General features: G+C 70.3%; 20 protein-coding genes. 6 read left to right on the top strand and 14 right to left on the bottom strand.

Annotated features, from left to right (window positions below; translation table 11 throughout):
- Positions 1-307: 307 nt before the first annotated feature.
- Positions 308-622, bottom strand: a complete 315-nt coding sequence (locus AB0E02_RS38400; RefSeq protein ID WP_362149136.1) for a cupin domain-containing protein — start codon at positions 620-622, stop codon at positions 308-310.
- Positions 623-729: 107 nt separating this feature from the next.
- Between AB0E02_RS38400 and AB0E02_RS38395 the strand changes: the two genes are divergently transcribed.
- A complete protein-coding gene (locus AB0E02_RS38395) occupies positions 730-1,746 on the top strand; it encodes a helix-turn-helix domain-containing protein (protein WP_362149131.1) in 1,017 nt (338 codons plus the stop codon).
- A 63-nt stretch (positions 1,747-1,809) separates the two neighbouring features.
- Here the strand turns inward: AB0E02_RS38395 and AB0E02_RS38390 are convergent, their stop codons facing one another.
- The 4 genes from AB0E02_RS38390 to AB0E02_RS38375 all read right to left on the bottom strand — a co-directional run bounded on the left by AB0E02_RS38390 (position 1,810) and on the right by AB0E02_RS38375 (position 8,299).
- Positions 1,810-3,225 carry a sugar porter family MFS transporter gene (locus AB0E02_RS38390; protein WP_362149128.1) on the bottom strand — a complete coding sequence of 472 codons (1,416 nt, stop codon included), beginning with the start codon at positions 3,223-3,225 and terminating at the stop codon, positions 1,810-1,812.
- A 232-nt stretch (positions 3,226-3,457) separates the two neighbouring features.
- On the bottom strand, positions 3,458-7,072 hold the full coding sequence (gene smc, locus AB0E02_RS38385) for a chromosome segregation protein SMC (protein ID WP_362149125.1): 3,615 nt from the start codon (positions 7,070-7,072) through the stop codon (positions 3,458-3,460).
- 361 nt (positions 7,073-7,433) lie between these two features.
- Positions 7,434-7,637 (bottom strand): hypothetical protein, encoded by a 204-nt coding sequence (locus AB0E02_RS38380; RefSeq protein ID WP_006602857.1) that lies wholly within the window; start codon positions 7,635-7,637, stop codon positions 7,434-7,436.
- 380 nt (positions 7,638-8,017) lie between these two features.
- On the bottom strand, positions 8,018-8,299 hold the full coding sequence (locus tag AB0E02_RS38375; protein WP_201808317.1) for an acylphosphatase: 282 nt from the start codon (positions 8,297-8,299) through the stop codon (positions 8,018-8,020).
- Positions 8,300-8,583: 284 nt separating this feature from the next.
- Between AB0E02_RS38375 and AB0E02_RS38370 the strand changes: the two genes are divergently transcribed.
- Positions 8,584-9,375 (top strand): CAP domain-containing protein, encoded by a 792-nt coding sequence (locus AB0E02_RS38370; protein WP_362149121.1) that lies wholly within the window; start codon positions 8,584-8,586, stop codon positions 9,373-9,375.
- 20 nt (positions 9,376-9,395) lie between these two features.
- On the opposite strand, the gene AB0E02_RS38365 is transcribed toward AB0E02_RS38370, so the two are convergent.
- The 4 genes from AB0E02_RS38365 to AB0E02_RS38350 are packed head-to-tail and all read right to left on the bottom strand — an operon-like array spanning position 9,396 to position 12,683.
- Entirely contained in the window at positions 9,396-10,634 is a 1,239-nt protein-coding gene (locus tag AB0E02_RS38365; RefSeq protein ID WP_362149118.1) for a site-specific integrase, read from the bottom strand.
- Complete coding sequence (locus AB0E02_RS38360; protein WP_362149115.1) at positions 10,634-10,828, bottom strand: helix-turn-helix domain-containing protein; 195 nt, start codon at positions 10,826-10,828, stop codon at positions 10,634-10,636. The genes AB0E02_RS38365 and AB0E02_RS38360 overlap by 1 nt, the downstream gene beginning before the upstream one ends.
- The gene (gene repSA / locus AB0E02_RS38355; RefSeq protein WP_362149112.1) at positions 10,825-12,255 is read right to left on the bottom strand and encodes a replication initiator protein RepSA; all 1,431 of its coding nucleotides are present in this window, start codon (positions 12,253-12,255) and stop codon (positions 10,825-10,827) included. The genes AB0E02_RS38360 and repSA overlap by 4 nt, the downstream gene beginning before the upstream one ends.
- On the bottom strand, positions 12,252-12,683 hold the full coding sequence (locus AB0E02_RS38350; RefSeq protein ID WP_362149109.1) for a hypothetical protein: 432 nt from the start codon (positions 12,681-12,683) through the stop codon (positions 12,252-12,254). The genes repSA and AB0E02_RS38350 overlap by 4 nt, the downstream gene beginning before the upstream one ends.
- 198 nt (positions 12,684-12,881) lie before the next feature.
- On the opposite strand from AB0E02_RS38350, the gene AB0E02_RS38345 reads away from it, so the two are divergent.
- The 3 genes from AB0E02_RS38345 (at position 12,882) to AB0E02_RS38335 (ending at position 15,327) form a co-directional block, all read left to right on the top strand.
- Positions 12,882-13,655 (top strand): GntR family transcriptional regulator, encoded by a 774-nt coding sequence (locus tag AB0E02_RS38345; protein ID WP_362149106.1) that lies wholly within the window; start codon positions 12,882-12,884, stop codon positions 13,653-13,655.
- Positions 13,652-14,215 (top strand): GNAT family N-acetyltransferase, encoded by a 564-nt coding sequence (locus AB0E02_RS38340; RefSeq protein WP_362149103.1) that lies wholly within the window; start codon positions 13,652-13,654, stop codon positions 14,213-14,215. The genes AB0E02_RS38345 and AB0E02_RS38340 overlap by 4 nt, the downstream gene beginning before the upstream one ends.
- A 725-nt stretch (positions 14,216-14,940) precedes the next feature.
- Positions 14,941-15,327 carry a hypothetical protein gene (locus AB0E02_RS38335; RefSeq protein ID WP_030414201.1) on the top strand — a complete coding sequence of 129 codons (387 nt, stop codon included), beginning with the start codon at positions 14,941-14,943 and terminating at the stop codon, positions 15,325-15,327.
- A 146-nt stretch (positions 15,328-15,473) separates the two neighbouring features.
- On the opposite strand, the gene AB0E02_RS38330 is transcribed toward AB0E02_RS38335, so the two are convergent.
- Positions 15,474-16,064: a flavodoxin family protein gene (locus tag AB0E02_RS38330; protein ID WP_199816414.1), complete on the bottom strand. Its 591-nt coding sequence runs from the start codon at positions 16,062-16,064 to the stop codon at positions 15,474-15,476.
- 171 nt (positions 16,065-16,235) lie between these two features.
- On the opposite strand from AB0E02_RS38330, the gene AB0E02_RS38325 reads away from it, so the two are divergent.
- The gene (locus AB0E02_RS38325; RefSeq protein ID WP_362149099.1) at positions 16,236-16,664 is read left to right on the top strand and encodes a helix-turn-helix domain-containing protein; all 429 of its coding nucleotides are present in this window, start codon (positions 16,236-16,238) and stop codon (positions 16,662-16,664) included.
- 61 nt (positions 16,665-16,725) lie between these two features.
- On the opposite strand, the gene mutM is transcribed toward AB0E02_RS38325, so the two are convergent.
- From mutM to AB0E02_RS38305, 4 genes are all read right to left on the bottom strand, one after another.
- Positions 16,726-17,652, bottom strand: a complete 927-nt coding sequence (mutM, locus tag AB0E02_RS38320) for a bifunctional DNA-formamidopyrimidine glycosylase/DNA-(apurinic or apyrimidinic site) lyase (protein WP_362149096.1) — start codon at positions 17,650-17,652, stop codon at positions 16,726-16,728.
- Between the two features lie 173 nt (positions 17,653-17,825).
- The gene (gene rnc, locus AB0E02_RS38315) at positions 17,826-18,698 is read right to left on the bottom strand and encodes a ribonuclease III (protein WP_362149093.1); all 873 of its coding nucleotides are present in this window, start codon (positions 18,696-18,698) and stop codon (positions 17,826-17,828) included.
- A gap of 7 nt (positions 18,699-18,705) precedes the next feature.
- On the bottom strand, positions 18,706-18,879 hold the full coding sequence (gene rpmF / locus AB0E02_RS38310; RefSeq protein WP_028802425.1) for a 50S ribosomal protein L32: 174 nt from the start codon (positions 18,877-18,879) through the stop codon (positions 18,706-18,708).
- 2 nt (positions 18,880-18,881) lie between these two features.
- A complete protein-coding gene (locus AB0E02_RS38305) occupies positions 18,882-19,544 on the bottom strand; it encodes a DUF177 domain-containing protein (RefSeq protein ID WP_030414206.1) in 663 nt (220 codons plus the stop codon).
- Positions 19,545-19,970: the final 426 nt, after the last annotated feature.

Below are 19,970 nucleotides of genomic sequence, written 5' to 3'. Positions count from 1 at the left end.
CCCACTCCCCCCACGGGAGGGGACGGGCCGGAGGGGCCGGTGTTTGGGACGTAAAGCGACAGCAGTCCCAAACACCGGCCCCGCAGGCCCGTCACCGCACCCACAACAAAACCCAGCCCGCCGCAGGCGCAACGGCGAGACCACCCCCGGCGGGACGGCCAGCCACATACGCGGCGCCGCAAAGCGCACAACGGCGAGCGAGCCCCGCGGCGGGAAAGACGAGTACGTGCGGGGCGCCGCAAAGCACAACGGCGAGACGACCTGCGGCGCAGCAGACGGGTACGTGGGAGGAAAGCCAAACGCAGCGTCACCCCTCCGGGTAGAAGACGAACAGCGTGCAGCCCGTGTCCGAGTGGGGGAGGTGCCAGGAGCCCGCGGGGGCGTGGAGGAATGAGCCGGCGGGGTGGTCGCCGAAGCCGTCGTTGAAGGTGCCGGAGACGACGAAGACCTCCTCCGGTCCCGGCTCGTGTACGTCGATGCGTTCCCAGGCGGCGCCCGGGTCGATCTCCAGGACCTGGGCCTTGGCCCCGTTGTCGCCGGTCCACAGGGGGCGGCTCCTGATCCCCGGGAACAGTTCCTTCACCGGTGCGCCGGAGACCTCCGACCATACGTAACCGGGCATTTCCTGACCGCTGATCGCGTTGCTGTGCTGTGTCATGGGCCCATCCTCATCGGGCCGGTGGGTCCTCCCCCAGTGTCAGAAATGACGTCCTCGGGTACTTTCCTGCCATGGTCTCCGCCCACGACGGCAGCCCGCCGCACCATGTGGCCACGCTCGTCCACCCGCCCCAGGGCCCCTTCGAACTCGGCTGTGCTGCCGAGGTGTTCGGCACCCGCCGCCCCGGCGTGCCCGCGCGCTACGACTTCACGGTGTGCGCGGAGACTCCGGGCCCGGTACGGACGACGGCCGGCTACGACATGCTGGTCACCGCGGGGCTGTCCGCGCTGGCCACGGCGGACACGGTCGTCGTCCCGGGCTGGATCCCGCAGGACGAGCCGCTGTCCCCCGCCGTGCGCGAGGCTCTGCTCGCCGCGCACCGCAACGGCGCCCGCCTGGTCAGCATCTGCTCCGGCGTCTTCGCCCTGGCGCAGACCGGTCTGCTCGACGGGCGCCGGGCGACCACCCACTGGGCGCGGGCGGCCGAACTTGCGGGCCGTTTCCCGAAGTTGGAGGTGGACGCCGGGGTGCTGTACATCGACCACGGCGACGTGGCGACGAGTGCGGGCGCGGCCGCCGGGGTCGATCTCTGTCTGCACCTGGTACGCAGCGACCACGGCGCGGCCCACGCGGCGCGGATCGCCCGGCACATGGTCATGCCGCCGCACCGGGAAGGGGGTCAGGCCCAGTACGCGGCCCCGCCCGCGCAGGACCGGATCGACCCGGCGCCGGCGATGGAGCGGTCGCTGGCGCCGCTGCTGGAGTGGGTGGCGGAGCGGCTGTCCGAGGCGGTGTCGGTGGAGGACATGGCGGAGCGGTTGCGGGTCTCCGCGCGGACCTTGGCCCGCCGGTTCGCCGAGCAGCTCGGCACCAGTCCCGGCCAGTGGCTGCTGGGCCGGCGGATCACCGCGGCCCGGGCCCTGCTGGAGGAGACCGATCTGCCCGTCGAGGCGGTCGCGGTGCGGGTGGGCCTGTCCTCGGCGACCAATCTCCGGCGCCGGTTCCAGCAGGCCGTGCACACCACACCGGCGGCGTACCGGCGGGCGTTCCGTACGACGGGCGAAGCGGCCGGGGAACGGAAAAGCTGATGCCCCGGACCGCCTGTCGGTCCGGGGCAACAGCTTGCACTGAGGAGTGGGCTGGCGGGGGGGTTAGCCCATCTCCTCCAACGCCTTGCCCTTCGTCTCCTTCACGAACTTGAGCACGAAGGGGATCGAGAGCAGGGCGAAGACCATGTAGATCACGTAGGTGCCCGAGAGGTTCCAGTCGGACAGGCTCGGGAAGCTGGCCGTGATGGCCCAGTTGGCGATCCACTGCGCGGAGGCGGCGACGCCCAGTGCGGCGGCGCGGATCTTGTTCGGGAACATCTCGCCGAGGAAGACCCAGACCACCACGCCCCAGGAGAGGGCGAAGAAGAGCACGAAGACGTGGGCGGCGATCAGGGCCACGGTGCCTTCGGTGGTCGGCAGGGTGCCGGCCGCGGTCTTGGCGGAGAAGGCCCAGGCCTCCAGGCCGAGCGCGACGGCCATGCCGACCGAGCCGATCAGGGCCAGCGGGCGGCGGCCGATCCGGTCGACGAAGATCATCGCGATCACGGTGCCGATGATGTTGATGATCGACGTGGTGAAGCTGTAGAAGAACGAGCTCTCGGGGTTGATGCCGACGGACTGCCACAGCGTCGAGGAGTAGTAGAACGCCACGTTGATGCCGACCAGCTGCTGGAAGACCGAGAGGCCGATGCCGACCCAGACGATCGGCAGGAAGCCGACCCTGCCGAGCAGGTCCTTGAAGCTCGACTTGTGCTCGCGGCGCATCGCGTCCTGGATCTCGGCGAGCCGGGTGTCGAGGTTGACGGTATGGCCCTCGACCTCGGCCAGCACCTCCTTGGCCCGGGTCATCTTGCCGATGGAGATCAGGTAGCGCGGCGACTCGGGGATCGCGAAGGACAGCAGGCCGTAGAGGACGGCCGGGATGACCATCACGCCGAGCATCCACTGCCAGGCCTCCAGGCCGGCGATGGTGCCGCGCTGCTTGCCGTCGGCGAGGTTGAGGATGCCCCAGTTGACGAGCTGGGAGACGGCGATGCCGATGACGATGGCGGCCTGCTGGAAGGAGCCGAGGCGGCCGCGGTAGGCGGGCGGCGAGACCTCGGCGATGTAGGCCGGGCCGATGACCGAGGCCATACCGATCGCGAAGCCGCCGATGATCCGCCAGAGGGCGAGGTCCCACAGCGCGAACGGCAGGGCGGACCCCACGGCGCTGACCGTGAACAGCACCGAGGCGATCTGCATTACCCGGATGCGTCCTATCCGGTCGGCGATCCGGCCGGCGGTGGCGGCTCCGATGGCGCAGCCGATCAGGGCGACGGCGATCACCTGGGCCAGGACGGCCGACCCGACGTCGTAGCGGCTGCGGATCGCCTCGACGGCGCCGTTGATCACGGAGCTGTCGTAGCCGAAGAGAAAGCCGCCCATCGCGGCAGCCGCGGTGATGAAGATGACATGGCCGAGGTGTTCGGGGTGGGCCTTACGGCCTTCCGGAACCGTCGGCTGCGCGGTGCTGGTCAACGTGAACTCCAGTGGCCCGGCTGCGCTGCCGGGCGTAGGGGGCTGGCCCTTCTAGTGGTGCATAGGTTGGGGGTACCCACCACTTGAAGGTAAAAGCAACGTTGCAGAGACTATGCCTTCAAGTTTCGAAGTCAATAGGCCGAGATGGATTTGTTTCCCCGCGGTTTGCGGGACGGTTCATTCAACTTGTGAATTGATCAGGAACTGATGCCGCGTCGGACACGCGCTGCGATCAGTGCAGTCGCTGGCTGATGACCTTCGAGACGCCGTCCCCTTGCATGGATACCCCGTACAGAGCATCCGCGACCTCCATCGTGCGCTTCTGATGCGTGATCACGATGAGCTGGGAGCTCTCCTGCAGCTCCTCCATGATCCGGATCAGCCGCTGGAGATTGGTGTCGTCCAGCGCCGCCTCGACCTCGTCCATGACGTAGAACGGGCTGGGCCGCGCCTTGAAGATCGACACCAGCAGGGCCACCGCGGTCAGGGACCGCTCGCCGCCCGACAGCAGCGACAGCCGCTTGACCTTCTTGCCCGGCGGCCGGGCCTCGACGTCCACGCCGGTCGCCAGCATGTCGTCCGGGTCGGTGAGCACCAGCCGCCCCTCGCCCCCGGGGAAGAGCCGCGCGAAGACGCCCTCGAACTCCCGCGCGGTGTCGTGGTACGCCTCGGTGAAGACCTGCTCCACCCGCTCGTCGACCTCCTTGACCACCCGCAACAGGTCGGCCCGCGTCTTCTTCAAGTCTTCAAGCTGCTCGCTGAGGAACTGGTGACGCTCCTCCAGCGCCGCGAACTCCTCAAGGGCCAGCGGGTTCACCTTCCCGAGCTGCTGATACGCCCGCTCGGCGGCCCGCAGCCGCTTCTCCTGCTCGGCCCGCACGTAGGGCACCGGCTGGTTACGGGGATGCTCCGGGTCGTCCGGCAGCGTCTCGCCCTCCGCCGGCGGCGACGGCGGCACCGGCTGGTCCGGGCCGTACTCGGACGCCAGCGCGGCCGGCTCCACCCCCAGCTCCTCCAGCGCCCGGCTCTCCAGCTGCTCGATCCGCAGCCGCTTCTCGGCCCCGAGCACCTCGCCCCGGTGCACCGAGTCCGTCAGCTTGTCCAGCTCGGACTTCAGGTCCCGGGCCGCGTTCCGCTCGGCCACCAGCGCGTGTTCCCGCTCGGCCTTGGCCCGATCCGCGGCGGCCCGCTCCTCCTCGGCCCGGACCATCGACACCTCGACGTGCGCCAGCAGCTGCCGCGCCCCGGACGCCACCGCCCCGGCCACCGCCGCCTCGTGCCGCAGCCGGGCGCGCCGCCGCTCGGCCCGCGCCCGCGCCTCCCGCTCCGCGCGCGCCCCCCGGTCCAGCGCGTCCGCCCGCCCGGCCAGCGCCTTGACCCGCTCCTCGTGCGTACGCGCCTGGAGCCGGGCCTCCATCTCCGTCTGCCGGGCGTTGGCCCCGTCCGCCGCCAGGCGGTCCCGTACGGAGGTGTCGGGCTCCTCGTCGCCGGCGCCCGGCTCCTCCTCGGCCACCGCCAGTCGCTCGGCCAGCTCCTCGGCCTCCTCGGTGGCCCGGACCAGCGCCTCCTGCGCGCGCGAGGCCGCCGCTGCGGCCCGCTCGGCCTCGCCGGCGGCCGCCCGGGCCTGCCCGCCGAGCCGCCCAAGGTCCCCGGCGACCTTGGACTTCTCCCGGTCCGCGGCCCGCCGCCGCTCGGCCAGCTCCTCGACCAGCGCGCCGCGCTCGGCCCGCCGCGCCTCCGCGGCCCGCTGCTCCTCGGCCAGCCGCGCACAGCGCTCCGCCAGCGCCTCCAGCTCGGCGGCCGCCTCGTCGACGGAGGCCTGCACCTCCAGCAGGCTCGGCGCACCGGCCGAGCCGCCGTGCGCGAAGTGCGCCCCGAGCAGATCGCCCTCACCGGTCACGGCCAGCAGCTCCGGCCGCGCGGCCACCAGGTCCTCGGCGTCCTCCAGCGTCCCGACGACCACGACGTCCCGCAGCAGCCGGGCCACCGCAGCCGTCAACTCCGCCGGCCCCTGTACCAGTTGACCGGCCGGTACGGGTTCCGCGCGCGGTCCGGGCACCCGGTGCACGGCGGCCGCGGCGGCGTCCCCTGCCCCGCCCTGCGCCGGCACCGTCCCCGCCCCCGCTCCGCCGGTCCCCAGCACCATCGCCGCCCGCCCGGCGTCCTGCTTGCGCAGCAGCCGGATGGCGTCGGCGGCGGTGGCCGGGTCGCTGACCGCGACCGCGTCCGCCGCCGCACCGAGCGCGGCGGCCACCGGGACCTCGAAGCCGGGCGTGACGGTCAGCAGCTCGGCGGCCGGCCCGAGCACCCCGCTGAGCTGCTCGGACGCGGCGAGCAGGGCGCCGGTGCCGTCCTTGCGGCGCAGCCCGAGGGCGAGCGCGTCGTGCCGGGCGGCGGTCGCCGCGCGCTTGCGCTCGGCCGCCGTCAGCGCCTCCCGGGCGGCGGTCAGGGCGGCGTCCGCCTCGGCCAGCTCCCGGCGGGCCGCGTCGTGCCGGGCCGCGCTCTCCTCGTCGTCCGCGTCCAGCCCCTCGACCTCGGCCTTGAGCTCCTCGTACTCCTCCTGGGCCGCGGCCGCCCGCTGCCGGGCGTCGTCCCTGGCCTCGGCGAGCCGGCCGATCTCGGCCTGGGCCGACGCGGCCCGGCCGCGGGCCGCGGTGACCTGGCCGCTGAGCCGGGCCAGGCCCTCGCGGCGGTCCGCGAGGGCCCGGGCCAGGTCCCGCAGCCGCCGCTCCTCGTCCGCCAACTGCCGCTCCAGTGCGGCACGGTGTTCGACGGTGTCCTCCAGCGCCCGGGTCGCCGCCTCCAGCGCGGCCGCCAACTCCGCCTCCTGCTCGCGGATCCGGGCCGCCTCCCGCTCCATGTCGTCCGGGTCGCGCCCGGTCCGCTCCTCGGGCGGGGCCGCGGTGACGCTCTTGACCCGCGCCTCGGCCAGCGAGATCGTGCCGCGCACCCGCTCGGCGAGCTGCGACAGCTCGTACCAGGTCTGCTGGGCGCGCTGCACCCGCGGGGTGAGCGCGGCGACCTCCTCCTCCAGGGCCGCCTCCCGGCGCTGGGCGGTGCGCAGCCGCTCCTCGGCGGCCTGCTTGCGCTCCTTGAGCGCCGCCTCGTCGGCGATCTCCGCCCGCAGCGCGGCACGCTGCGTGACGAGGTCGTCGGCGAGCAGCCGCAGCCGGGCGTCCCGCAGGTCGGCCTGGATGACGGCGGCGCGCCGGGCGACCGCGGCCTGCCGCCCGAGCGGTTTGAGCTGCCGCCGCAGCTCGTCGGTCAGGTCCTGGACGCGGGCGAGATTGGCTTTCATCGCCTCCAGCTTCCGCAGCGCCTTTTCCTTGCGCTTACGGTGCTTGAGGACGCCGGCCGCCTCTTCGATGAAGGCCCGGCGGCCCATCGGATCGGCGTGCAGCACGGAATCGAGCTGGCCCTGTCCGACGATGACGTGCATCTCCCGGCCGATACCGGAATCGGAGAGCAATTCCTGGATATCGAGCAGCCGGCAGGTGTCCCCGTTGATCTGGTACTCGCTTCCGCCATTGCGGAACATGATCCGGGTGAGGGTGACTTCGGCGTACTCGATCGGCAGTGCACCGTCGGAGTTGTCGATGGTGAGCGAGACCTCGGCCCGGCCGAGCGGCGGCCGCCCGGTCGTCCCGGCGAAGATGACGTCCTCCATCTTCCCGCCGCGCAGCGACTTCGCGCCCTGCTCACCCATGACCCAGGACAGCGCGTCCACGACATTGGACTTGCCGGAACCATTGGGGCCCACGACACAGGTGATCCCCGGTTCGAACCGGAGCGTCGTCGCGGAGGCGAAGGACTTGAAGCCTCGCAGGGTCAGACTCTTGAGGTGCACGCCGTTGGACTCTACCGGCCGCCCCTTGACGGACCACCCCAACATTCCGCCGCCGGCCCCCGCCCCCGGTACGGGCCCCGGTACCTGCAGATACCGCGCCGTTCATTTTCGGTTTCACCGCGGAAAGCGAAGGGCACATCATGCGGTAAGGGAGGGGCGGCCCGGCCGGATCGGCCGTATTCGATCACAGGCCGCATTGATCGGGGACACGCAAGAAGTGCCGGACGTGGGCACCCAAGAAGTGCCGGACGGCGGACGAAGAGCCGGGAAACGACGAAGGGACGCCGAAGCGTCCCTTGCAGATCTTGAAGAGAGCGGTGCCTCAAGCGGCTGGCAAGCAGCCCTACCGGCCCTCGTCGGGTCAGGTGAGCGCGGGCTCCGCCTGGGGTACGTCGATGTCGAGCATCGAGTCGTCGCGACGTGCGGCAGCGGACAGCATGTCGTTTTCGGCCTGCATCCGGATCAGCTCGGATTCAAGGTCTTGGACGCGCTGCTGAAGCCGTCGCATCTCGGAGAGGACTCGGGGGTCGGAGCCGCCGACGTAACCGAGAAGCGCCTTTGCCATGATGGATGGTCCTCCACAATGAGTGACCGACCGAAGCGGTGTGGGTCGTGAGGGATTCGCACCCGCGGCTTGTCATTCTCTGGTGTACTCAATGCCAAACAGCTAAGGTGCGCGGGGATTCCAGAGTCTCACCAAACGGTTGGACGGTCAACACGATCACGCCCCGTATCCTCGGGCACCTGAGAGTGCGCGGCCGCGAGGGCGCTGCGCCGACTCCCCAGAAAGGTCCCGCGGGGGCGTAGAGATCATCCGTACAGCGGCAGCCTTGCACGGGTCGGCCGAGTTGGCAACCACCAGCGCTTATCTCCCGTAAGCAGCTGACGAAGACGCACCGCCAAGATCGCGGACAGCGGCCCTACGACCGGGTTCGGTGGCCGGTATCAGCGGATCTCGAAGCCGTCGTAACCGCCCCGCGGCGTGGCCCATATCTCAGTGACTCCGTCTACCCGCCCGGGCGTGTCACCGGTCCGCAGCCAATCGAGCAACTGATCGCAACGGCCCTTCGGGCCCTCGGCGACCACCTGGACGCGGCCGTCACCAAGATTGCTCGCGAATCCGCTGAGTTCACCGATTCGCAGGGCGTTCGCACGGGTGAACCAGCGGAACCCCACACCCTGCACCCGCCCCCGTACCCACGCGGTCACGCGCACCTCTTCTTCCATGTGTGCACGTTAACCGGCCAATTGCTCAACGGGCACTTCGGCCCCATGCGTCATGGCGTACAGTCCCCCGACAGCGAAACTCACCCTTATGGGTGAGCGTGTTGACGCTGAGGACGGAAGGAAGACACCGGATGGGCCGCCATCGACGTCTTGCGAATCCCATGCCGGCAGCCCCCGGCCCACGGTCTGTTGACGCCCCGACGGCAACGGTGCCGACCGCCGGACCCGACGGCCCGGCGCGGCGCCGCTCAAACCGTGCGACCAGCAGCCGGGCGGCGGCACCGGTGCGCACCGGTCTGCTCGGTGCCTCCGCGGCGATGGCGATGGGGGCCGTGGCGGTCGCGTCCGGACTGATCCCGGGCGGCAGCCACTTCGACGGCGGTACGGGCGACGGGCCCGGCGAGCGCGTACGGGCCGGCGCCCTGCCGGAGGCCACCGCGCCGCAGGGTGCCCTCTCGGTGTCCCCCACCGATCGCGCCACCCTCCCGGCCAGTCGCGGCAGCGCCCGCGCCGCGGTCCCCGGCGCCACCGGCCCCACCACCCCGACGACGTCCCCCTCCCCGCACCGCCCCGCCAAGTCCCCCACCCGAAAGGCCGATTCGCCCGGCTCCGCCGCGCCCACCGGCCACCCGTCCGCCCCCGCGTCCGCGGCCGCGACACCGCGGCCCACCGCGTCCGCCTCCGACGGCACCGGCAGCGAGTCGTCGGCCGAGGCCCAGGTGCTGGCCCTGGTCAACCAGGAGCGGTCCCGGGCCGGCTGCTCCCCCGTGACCGCCGATCCGGAACTGGCCTCCCTCGCCCAACGGTTCAGCGACGACATGGCCCGCCGCGGCTTCTTCGACCACACCGACCCCGACGGCCACACCCCCTGGGACCGCGCCGAGGCCCAGGGCATCAGCGACCTCGGCGGTGAGAACATCGCCCGCGGCCAGGCCACCGCCCAGGCCGTCATGGACACCTGGATGCACAGCCCCGGCCACCGCGCCAACATCCTCAACTGCGAGTACAAGACCCTCGGCGTCGGCGCCCACTTCGGCCCGGGCGGGCCGTGGTGGACCCAGGACTTCGGCTTCTGAGATTTCCACAGGTCAGGGACCTAAGAGGCACCGTGGGCCGTCTCAGGGCCGTCGCTCGTAGCCCCTTCATCACCGAAGACCGCGTCCACGGCCGCCCGAGTGCGGGTCTCACTGGACGGCATCAGATGCGTATACGTCCGCAGCGTGAAGCCAGGGTCATGGTGGCCGAGGTACTCGCTCAGGGCCTTGATGCTCTCCCCCGCGTCCAGGAGCACCGACGCGTAGAAGTGCCTGAGAGCATGCATGCCGTTGTCACGCCCCGCGGGCACGCCGGCAGCACGAAGAGCTGGACGCCACTGTCGATCATTGAAGCGGTTACGGTTCAGCGGCAGTCCCTCTGGGCTCCGGAAGATCAGAGTTGCCGCGACCGGCGGGCCGTCCACGGTCTTCCAGGGCAAGGTCACCTCAGCGGCCGGGAAGCGTGCCAGGTGGCCAGCGAGCCCGAACGCGATCGACTCGGGCAGAGGCACATCCCGCTCTTTACCACCCTTCGGCGGAGCGAACACCGGCCGGTTGCGGAGTAGCTTCACCTGCCGCACCACGTGCACAACTCCACCGAGAAAGTCGACATCCTCGACTGACAGCCCGAAGATCTCGCCCTGACGCAGCCCGCATCCGGCCGCAGGGTCCACAAGCGCCCGGTAGCACTCAGGAAGCGCCGCGCGTACCGCCTTCACACGGTCGGCAGGCCATGGCTTGACCTTGCGGGGATCGAGTCGAGGAGCTTTGACCGATCGGGCACTACATGGGTTGAGCCTGATGATCCGGTCTTCCACAGCCGCAGTGAACACTGTGGAGACGTGCGCGAAGATCCCCCGCCGGTAGGCAGCGGACAAGCCCGCGTCTTCGAGAGCCCGCATCCAGAGACGGAGGTGCGTCGGGTTAAACGAGCCCATGGGCCGCTTGCCGATGTGAGGGAGCGCATGCAGGCGAAGCCGCATCTCGACAGACTCGCGCGTCGCGGGATCCGTCATCTGCGTCAGCATCCACTTGGAGGCGTACTGCTCGAAGGTGACCTTGCCTGCCTCGGGTGCGATGTAGTCGCCGCGCGACATGTCGGCCTCGATGTTGGCCAGCCAGGTCTCAGCTCGGCGCTTCTGCTTGTCCGGGAAGCTCTTACTCTTCTCGGTGCCGTCCGGGCCGACGTAGCGGGCGCGGTAGCGCAGGCCGGAGCCGTGCCGGTCAGTCTTGACCTTGATGGGCTTGCTGTCCGAGCCGGCGTCGATCTTGTACCAGCGGTCTTGGATGTGCCCGGCCATCAGGCTGCCTCTTCCATGAGTTGGGCGACCCAGACGCGGACGTCTTCGGGGTCGTAGCGCAGGTGCCGGCCGACGCGGAAGCCGCGGGGGCCGGTGTGCTTGCGGCGCCACTGGTAGACGGTTTCGACGGGGACGCCGAGGAGGTCGGCCAGGTCCACGGGGGTCAGGTAGCGCTCAGGCAGCGGACGCTTCATGCCCACCCCTCCATCTCGTCCAGGTCCATCAGGTCTGCGCATGCCTCGCGGGCGGTGTCGCGGTTGGTCTTGATGTCGCGGGCGAGCTGCGCGGCGAGCCAGGACTCGCCGGGGGTGTGGCCGTGTCCGGCGTAGGTCCAGTGGGCGAGGACCAGCGTGGAGCCCTCCGTGTCGTCCAGGTCTTCGGGCAGGCCCCGTTCACGGCGTTCCTGCCGGGCGCGGTAGTCGGCGCGGATCTGGCGGAGGGTGCCCAGGGTGGTGGAGTAGCGGCGGGACTTGGTGGAGAAGTGGCCGCGGAAGCCGAGCATGTGGGCCCACTGCCAGAGCTTGCGGTCGGGGTAGGCGTCGTCCAGGCGGTGGCAGGCTTCGATCAGGCGCCGGGTGTGGTCGGGTAGGTCGGCCAGCTTGTTCAGTTCGGAGAGTTCGCCGATACGGCGGTCGACGGTGCCGGTTGTCTCGGCTGCCTTGGTGGCGTACTTCGCCACGTACGAAGCCACGGCCGCTTCCGTCAGCTCAACGCCCGCCAGGCCGCCGATGGGCTGAACGTCCACTTGCGTGCCCCAGCGCAGGACGCGGGCGGGGAAGTCCCCGGCTGCTGGCACCGGGACCGAGACGCGGGTCGCCGCGGCACGGATCGCGTCATCGAGCAGTGCGACGCTGGCCCAGGAGGGCGGTTCGGTGTCGGGACCGTCCGGTCCGTCGAGGCGGACGACCGCGTGGAAGTGGATCGCCCCGCGCTTTTGGAACTCGGCGACCTTGCCGAAGGAGACACGGCACGACTCCGACAGCGCCTTCTGCGTCACCCCAGCGCGGGCCGCGATCTCCCGACGCAAGTAGATCGTGAAGCGCCGCCACAGGTCCCCGGCATGGTTGTTCCACAGCACGGCCCCGGCGTAGTCGTACCGGGCCGGGTCTAACGCCGTGCCCAAGGCAGCATCGTGCTCGTCGTGGTGGGTGCCGCACCGGCAGCGGCCGGACGTGGGGCGGTTGTGGACCGGGCCGAACGAGGGAGCGGTCAGGGTGGCAAAGACGCGGGGGTGATCGCGGACGGTGGCGGGGACGTGCTTGCGACTGTCGCCGGTGATCCCGGCGCGGATCAGGTGGTAGGTGTCGCCCGCGTAGGTCCAAGCGCACGAGGGACAGCGCGAGGCGCGGCGATTGCCACAGGCCACCCGCAGGCGACCACCCGGCTCTTGCACGGTGGAGTAGGAGTACAGCACGTCTCCGGTGCGCGCATCGCGGGTGACGGTCTGGCCCGTCAGGTGGATGGGGTTGGAGCAGCCGCCCGTCCGTCGAACCTGCTCCTGCCAGCGATCGAAGCCGGGCGAGTTGGCCACCCGCAACATGTCCGCCAGCGTTACGGGGTCGGTGCCCACCGCCGCCGCCACATCAGCGACAGCAGCCGGGGCCACGGGCAGATGGGTCACGCGGCCACCGCCACGGGGGCCGAGGCGAGCACGACGGCGGACGCCGACAGGCTCTGCCGAGCCTTGGCGGACTGGCTCAGACCGACGTGGCGGAGCGTGATGCACGATGCGATCTCCTCCGCCCGACGCAGCCGTCGCGCCTTGGGGAAACGGCGGGCGTGAGCAGCCAGCTCTTCACGGGTGGCCGTGTTGTCCAGCCACCGCAGGCGGTGCTCACGCTCCACGGCCGCCAGCGCATACAACGAATCCAGGCCGACCCGGGCGGCCCCCTGAGTGATCCAGGCCGTCAGCGTTGCCGCGTCACTGACGCGGTAGCTGTAGTTGGCCGGCATGTCCGAGGCGTACAGCGCGATGGCGCGCTCACGGTTGTTCAGGTCCTCGATCGCGGCAGCAGGCACGATGTGCTGGGAACCAACGGTTGCAGGCATGATGGGAACGCCCTTCGTGGGTCTGGGGGGCGGCTGACTGCTTGGCGGTAGGTGGCCGCCCCCTGGCTGCATTCGAGCCTGTTGGCCCGCTTGCTCAGCTTGTTGGTACAAGTAGAGGTTGCCCCGTTAGATAGGTCACGTCAAGAGTTTCGGGCGCACATGTACCAACAAGTTGACCGAGTGCGTCATGATGGGGGTATGAGCAAGCAGCCGAAGTACCGACAGGTGGCCGACGCCTTGCGTCGAGAGATCGACAACGGCGCATACGGACCCGGCGCGCGGCTGCCTTCCGAGAGCGAACTGTCCGCCCGCTTCGACGCCTCAAGGAATACCGTTCGGTCAGGTCTGAGCCTGCTTGTAAGTGAGGGGCTGATCTCGTCCAGCCAAGGACTTGGGTACGAGGTCCGCAAGCACGAGGTGTTCGAGCTGAACGCCTCACGCTTCGAGAACTTGACCTTCCCTCAGAACGGGGATGCGTACTCCACGGACGTGACGAACGCTGGCCGGCGACCGCATCAAACCTTCCGAGTCGAGCTGACCACCGCGCCCGCCTATGTCGCCAAGCGCCTGAAGGTCAGTGCAGATTCCAGGTCCGTCCTCCGTTTCTGCCACCGATTCGTCGATGACGTGCCGTGGTCAACACAGGCCACGCACTATCCGGACTGGCTCGTGGAGAAGGCGCGGCGGCTTACCGAGCCTGGCGACATCGCTGAAGGGACAACGCGCTACCTAGCAAGTCTTGGTATCGAGCAGGTCGGATACGCCGACGAGATCGCGACCCGGATGCCCACGCCCGAGGAGGCCCGGCTGCTTGAGATCGGAGCTGGAGTCCCTGTCCTTCTCTGGACTCGTACGGGCTACTCCAGTGATCGCCCCATCCGATGCACGATCACCACTTTCCGCGGAGACCTGAACCGGATGACCTACGAGATCGGCAACCTGGCCGCCCGAAGCGAGAACGAACCCCAGTGAAGATCACTCCTGCCCTGCCCTCCGACTTGGATCAACTCCTAGCGTTCCGTGAGGAGGCATCCGCATGGCTGAGCAAGCTGGGGAGCGATCAATGGAGCCGCCCATACCCTGCGGATCGCCTGCTGGCCACCATCGAGGCCGGGACCGTTTTCATGGTGCGAGATGACGCTGTTACCGCAGCGACCATCACTCTGACCCCTGAAGCAGAGGAAGGGCTTTGGTCGTCCGATGAGCTGAGCGAGCCGTCGATGTTCATCAACAAACTCACGGTTGCCCGTACGTACGCAGGCCAGAACTTGGGCGGGCGGCTTCTCGATTGGGCAGGTCACCGGGCCTATCGCTCGCACGCGAAGTGGCTTCGCCTCGATGCGTGGACAACGAACGATGCTCTGCAGCGCTACTACCTGGGCCAAGGCTTCGAGCACATCCGGACCGTTCGAGAGGGCAGCGCCGTCAATGGCGGGCCAAGGGTCTCCGGCTGGCTTGCCCAGCGGCCGGCCCGGCCCGCGGAGCATGGCTTCATTGACGAGACACCTGTTCCAACACCCCTCGAAGCCTGAGCCTGTTACGGGTTTCTCTACCTCATCAAGACACCCGGCTGCGCTCCGCTCCGCCGGGCGCGCTTCCCGGCTCCGCTCCGCGCGACGCTCCTGCCTTCGGCCCGCTCCGCGCGCGCTGCGCCGACGCGCGCCCAAGCAGGTAGGCCCGAGGGCATGAGTCGAGACCCGTACAAACCATGCCTCCGGCGGGGGCGCTCAGGCTCCGGGATGGCGGGGGCTCCGTCCGCGAGTGCCGGCGCGTCGTGGCGTGCCGTAGAGAGCTCCCATCCCGCCTGCCTTCGACCCAGGCAGAGCCGAGCAGACGCGGCCCCTGGCGTCCAGGTCGTTCGTACAGTGGCGCGCTCCACCTGGACGCCAGGGACCACGCCCGCTCCACGGTGTGTGGGTCGAAGGCAGACGGGATGGGAGCTGGGGAGGGTGGTGGGTTGAGGTAGGCGGTGAGGTGGAGGGCCCCGGGCCGTCACGGGGCCGTGAAAGGACGCTCAACGACGACCAACGCTGACAACCGTTGGCAGCTCAACCGCAGGTCACAGCGTTGATCGATTAGGCGACCGCAGGTCAGAGACCTGGCAAGTCACTTCTTCGGCTTCTGACCGGTCCCATGACCGGGCCCTGACCTGCGCCTGAGCCGCTCCTGATCTGCCCCCGCGCTCCCGGCGGGCGCACTGGTGCGCCGTGCACGCGCCCTGCATATGCCATCGAGGCTCCCGGTAACTTCGCCGTCCATGAAGGGACTGGGGAAGTACTGGGGGTGGGCGGTCTTCGCGGTGCTCATCGCGGCCTGGTTGACCTCTGCGTTCGGGCCGGGGGTGCTGCTGACCCTCTCGGCGCTGAGCACGGTGTACTTCTTCTTCCGCGTCCCGGCGTGGTGTGGCGCCTCGGGGCGGGAGGGGACGTGCCGCAACAACAGCAAGGGCGTGCTGATGGGCTGTCATCTCCGTCAGCACAAGTGGCAGAAGTTCAAGCTGGTCGTCGTGCGGGAACGGTGGCGCCAGCTGGCGAGGGAGCTGTTCCCCAACGCGACGTCCGCCCTGGCGACGGTCGGCGGCGTCCTCGCGGTGCTGTCGGGCATCGCCTCCGTACTGCAGCCGTTCTGGGGGAAGGGCTGGTAGCCGCGCGTTGCGGGGAAGGGCCGGCAACGACGCAGGGCCCCTGACCGAGGTGCTGGTCAGAGGCCCTCGCGGCACGGGGTGTGCGGCTTCCCGCCCGTGCCGGTCGGGCGGACGGCCCCGCTTGCGTCGGTCAGGGCTTGTGCCGGTCAGGCGGACAGTGCGGCGCGGCCCGCGAGGGTGACCCGGGCCTGCTCGGCGATACGGCGGCCGAGGTGTTCGGCAGTGGCGACGTCGGCCTTGTGGACGCCCTCGGGGCCCTGGTCGTTGTTCGACTGGGCGGCGGCACCCAGGAAGAAGCCCAGCCGGTTCAGGTCGTTCTCGGACGCGGTGGAGGAGTTCCAGCCCGGGAGCAGGTTGAGGCCGACCCAGGTCATGCCGTGCTGGGCGGCGAGCACCGTGAAGAACTGCAGGGTGTGCAGCTTGTCGCCGCTCTTGGAGGCGGAGTTGGTGAAGCCCGCCGCGATCTTGTCCTGCCAGGCGCGGGTCGCCCAGCGCGCGGACGTCGCCTCGGCGAAGACGTGGAACGCGCCGGAGGCGGTGCCCATGTACGTCGGCGAGCCGAAGACGATCGCGTCGGAGGCGTCGAGCTGCTCCCACTGGGCCTCGGTGATCTCGTCGACCTTGATCAGGTGGACGGTGGCGCCCGCCTCGGCGGCGCCGGCCCGGACGGCCTCGGCGAGGACGGCGGTGTGGCCGAAACCGGAGTGGTACGCGATCGAGACGACGGGCGCGGGCAGAGCAGGGGTGGTCACAGGGTCTCCTCGGAGGACGGTGCCCCGGTCGGTGGTCGCCGGGGCGTCTGCACCGAGAAAAGCACTAACTTTTCGAAAGTGCAACCCAGGAGATAGTGCCCGCTAAGCAGATAGCGCTATCCAAGGGTGAGCGCTATCGCGGAGTATGGTGTGAGGATGGCGACGACCAAGACCGCGGACCAGACGAACGGGGCGGCCACCGGCGGCTGTCCGGACGACCTGGCCTACGACGTGTTCGCGCGCAACTGCCCCTCCCGCGACGCGCTCAAGCACATCACCGACCGCTGGGGCAGCCTGACGCTGGGCGCGCTGCTCGACGGGACGTTCCGGTTCAACGAACTGCGGCGCCGGGTCGACGGGGTGAGCGAGAAGATGCTGTCGCAGACCCTGCACGCACTGGAGCGGGACGGGCTGGTGCACCGCGAGGCGCAGCAGACCAACCCGCCGCGGGTGGACTACGCACTGACCCCCCTGGGACACCAGGTCGCCCGCCAACTCCGGGCGCTGATCGACCTGGTGGAGGACCGGATGCCGCAGGTCCTGCTGGCACAGGAGCGCTACGACGCCGAGCACCCCGCGCGCTGAGCCGCCTGCCTGAAGCACCCGTAGGGGAAGCCGTTGGGGGAAGGGGCGACCGCGGACCCGTTCAGGGGCGCGGCGGCCGCTGGCAGCGTGGGCAGTAGTAGCTGGAGCGGTTCATCCACGGACGGCGGCGGATCGCCGTACCGCAGCGGCGGCAGGGCTCGTCCTCGCGGCCGTAGGCGTCCAGCGAGCGCTCGAAGTAGCCGGACTCGCCGTTGACGTTGACGTAGAGGCTGTCGAAGCTGGTGCCGCCGACGGCCAGCGCGGCGCGCATCACGTCCCGTACGTGCCCGAGCAGCTCGGCGGTGCGCGGGCGGGTGAAGGTGGCGGTCGGCCGGTCGTAGTGCAGCTTGCTGCGCCAGAGCGCCTCGTCGGCGTAGATGTTGCCGACGCCGCTGATCAGCGTCTGGTCGAGCAGCGCCCGCTTGACGGTGGTCCGGCGGCGGCGCAGCGCGTCGTGGAAGGCGGCGTCGTCGAAGGCCGGGTCGAGCGGGTCGCGGGCGATGTGCGCGATGACGTCGGGCAGCTGGTCGGGGTCGCCGGGCACGGTGTCGTGCAGCGACAGGCCGCCGAAGGTGCGCTGGTCGACGAAGCGGAGTTCGGTCCCCAGGTCGTCGGCGAACCGCAGCCGGATGCGCAGGTGCTTCTCGTCCGGCGCGTCGTGCGGCTGGACCAGCAGCTGGCCGCTCATGCCGAGGTGGGCGAGGACCGCCAGGCCGTGCGTCACGTCGGGGGTGACGAGCGGCGCGATGCCCTCGGCGGCGGTCTGCGCGGCCGGGGTACCGCCGGTCACCGGGATCCAGAGGTACTTGCCGCGGCGGCGCGCGGCCCCCAGGCGCAGCCCGGTGAGTCGGGCCGCGAAGTCCTCCGCCCCGGCCGTGTGCCGGCGGATCGCCCGCGGATGCCGCACCTCGACGTCGTCGATGGTGCGGCCGTCGACCCACCGCTCCAATCCGCGGCGGACGACCTCGACCTCGGGCAGCTCGGGCACGACGGACTCCTCGGAACGACGACGACGGGTGGGAGGGCCCGCCTGGGCGGAAGGACTCCGACGGAAGAACTCCGAAGGATTGCCTCACAGGGATTTCGGCGGACGGCGGGAAAGACTTCTGACCCCGTCCGGGGCGACGCGCGGTCGCCCCGGACGGGGTCAGAAGAGGTGCTTCAGTGTGCCGACGACGAACCGTCGTCGGCGGTGGTGGGAGCCGATCCGTCCGGCCCCGACGACGCGGCGTCGCCGGAGGCCACCGCCTTGGCCGCCTCGTCCGCCGCGGCGCGGATGGCGCGCCACGCGGACTCCGCCGCCTGCTGCTCGGCTTCCTTCTTGCTGCGGCCGGTGCCGGTGCCGTACGAGACACCACCGACGCGGGCGGCAGCAGTAAAGGTCTTCTCGTGGTCCGGGCCGGTCTCGGTGACCAGGTACTCCGGGACGCCGAGACCCTCGGTCGCGGTGAGTTCCTGGAGGCTGGTCTTCCAGTCCAGGCCCGCGCCCAGGCTGGAGGACTTCTCGATGAGCGGGTCGAAGAGCCGGTGCACCAGCTCGGCGGCCGCGTCGAGACCCTGGTCGAGGTAGACCGCGCCGATCACCGCTTCGAGTGTGTCGGCGAGGATGGAGGCCTTGTCCCGGCCGCCCGTGCCCTCTTCGCCCCGTCCGAGGCGGATGAAGGCACCGAGGTCGAGGCCGCGCCCCACCTCGGCGAGCGCACGCGAGTTGACCACCGCGGCCCGCAGTTTGGCCAGCTGGCCTTCGGGCAGGTCGGGGTGGATGCGGTACAGCGTGTCCGTGACCACCAGGCCGAGCACCGAGTCCCCGAGGAACTCCAGCCGCTCGTTGGTGGGCAGACCGCCGTTCTCGTATGCGAACGAGCGGTGCGTCAGCGCACGCACCAGAAGGGCGGACTCGAGCTGGTACCCGAGCCGCCCTTCCAGAAGCGTGTGGGACGAGGCTGTGTCCGCCGGAGTCGTTTCCTCCCCGCGCTTGCGGGATGCCGAATGGGCGTCTTCCGCCTTTTTGGGGCTAGACACAGTGCCTGTCACCAGCCGCTCAGACCTCGAGGACCTGGCGCTTGTTGTAGGTGCCGCAAGCGGGGCACGCGATGTGCTGCTGCTTCGGCTCGTGGCAGCGCTCGCACGCCACCAGGGTGGGGACCGCAGCCTTCCACTGCGACCGGCGGTGGCGCGTGTTGCTGCGCGACATCTTCCGCTTCGGAACAGCCACGGCTACTTCTCCTGAGGTTCATCCCCGCCGTCGCGGGGTGCGTTGTCCTTCTCGCCGTCCTTGCTGGTTTCGGCGAGTCCCTGCAGTGCCGCCCAACGGATGTCGACGGCGTCGTGGTGGTGGTCCGGGTCGTCCGCGAGCCGCACCCCGCAATCGGAGCACAGGCCCGGGCAGTCGTCCTGGCACACCGGCTGCATCGGCAGTGCGAGCACCACCGCATCGCGCAGCACGGGTTCGAGGTCGAACAGGTCGTCCTCGATGAAGAGGGTGTCCTCCTCATCCTCGGCGTCGTCGCCCGCGTCCTTGTCATGGACCCTGGCGTCGGCGTCGGGGTAGGCGAACAACTCCTGGAAGTCGCTGTCGAGCTCTCGCTCCAGCGGCTCCAGACACCTTACGCACTCCCCCTTGACCGTTGCACGGGCGGTACCCGTGACGAGCACCCCGTCCATGACCGATTCGAGGCGGAGGTCGAGCTCGATCGGGGCACCCTCGGGCACACCGATGACCTCGTTGCCGAGGTCCCGGGGGGCCTCGACGGAGCGGGAGACCCTCTTGAGCGCACCGGGACGCCGACCCAGCTCACGCGTGTCGAACACGAGAGGGGCACGGTGGTCGAGGCGGGCGTTGATGGCTTCCTGCTTTCTACGGGGTTTCGTGCCGCCCATGCTTCACTGGGAAATCCGGGCAGCAGAGATCGCGGAAATACGCGCGACCGAAGAGCCAGGATACTGGAAGCACCCCGATAGGCCCAATCCGCACCCACCTTCCCCGGCCACACACGGGCCGTGGACGGGTCAGGCACATACGGGCCAGGCACCGGCCTCGTACGGGGCAGGGGCGTAGCGGCCACGCACCGGCATCGTACGGGGCAGGCTCTTACGGGCGGCGCGCAGGCCGGGTACGGGCGGCGCGCAGGCCGGGTGCGGGAGCTGCGCGGGGCCGGGGGCATACACCTGGGCAACCGCTTGGGGCACACAGCAGCGGGCGGGCCTTGCCCCTTAGAGGGCATCTGATCTCGGTAGTTGGTGTTTTGGGATGTTCTTGTGACTGCTGGTGAGGGTGGTCGTTGCATGTCGTGTGAGTGCTCGCCG

Origin of the sequence: Streptomyces sp. NPDC048196, from assembly GCF_040652715.1 — a bacterium.
In the GTDB taxonomy this organism is placed as follows: domain Bacteria; phylum Actinomycetota; class Actinomycetes; order Streptomycetales; family Streptomycetaceae; genus Streptomyces; species Streptomyces siderophoricus.
The sequence above is the reverse complement of the archived record's forward strand: the minus strand, read 5'-3'. Positions and strand labels throughout refer to the sequence as shown.

Excerpts from the sequence above, each read along its gene's own strand:
- AB0E02_RS38400 (WP_362149136.1), bottom strand. The coding sequence starts at position 622 with ATGCCCGGTTACGTATGGTCGGAGGTCTCCGGCGCACCGGTGAAGGAA.
- AB0E02_RS38395 (WP_362149131.1), top strand. The coding sequence starts at position 730 with ATGGTCTCCGCCCACGACGGCAGCCCGCCGCACCATGTGGCCACGCTC.
- AB0E02_RS38380 (WP_006602857.1), bottom strand. The coding sequence starts at position 7,637 with ATGGCAAAGGCGCTTCTCGGTTACGTCGGCGGCTCCGACCCCCGAGTC.
- AB0E02_RS38375 (WP_201808317.1), bottom strand. The coding sequence starts at position 8,299 with ATGGAAGAAGAGGTGCGCGTGACCGCGTGGGTACGGGGGCGGGTGCAG.
- AB0E02_RS38365 (WP_362149118.1), bottom strand. The coding sequence starts at position 10,634 with ATGGCCGGGCACATCCAAGACCGCTGGTACAAGATCGACGCCGGCTCG.
- AB0E02_RS38360 (WP_362149115.1), bottom strand. The coding sequence starts at position 10,828 with ATGAAGCGTCCGCTGCCTGAGCGCTACCTGACCCCCGTGGACCTGGCC.
- AB0E02_RS38350 (WP_362149109.1), bottom strand. The coding sequence starts at position 12,683 with ATGCCTGCAACCGTTGGTTCCCAGCACATCGTGCCTGCTGCCGCGATC.
- AB0E02_RS38345 (WP_362149106.1), top strand. The coding sequence starts at position 12,882 with ATGAGCAAGCAGCCGAAGTACCGACAGGTGGCCGACGCCTTGCGTCGA.
- AB0E02_RS38335 (WP_030414201.1), top strand. The coding sequence starts at position 14,941 with ATGAAGGGACTGGGGAAGTACTGGGGGTGGGCGGTCTTCGCGGTGCTC.
- AB0E02_RS38325 (WP_362149099.1), top strand. The coding sequence starts at position 16,236 with ATGGCGACGACCAAGACCGCGGACCAGACGAACGGGGCGGCCACCGGC.
- AB0E02_RS38305 (WP_030414206.1), bottom strand. The coding sequence starts at position 19,544 with ATGGGCGGCACGAAACCCCGTAGAAAGCAGGAAGCCATCAACGCCCGC.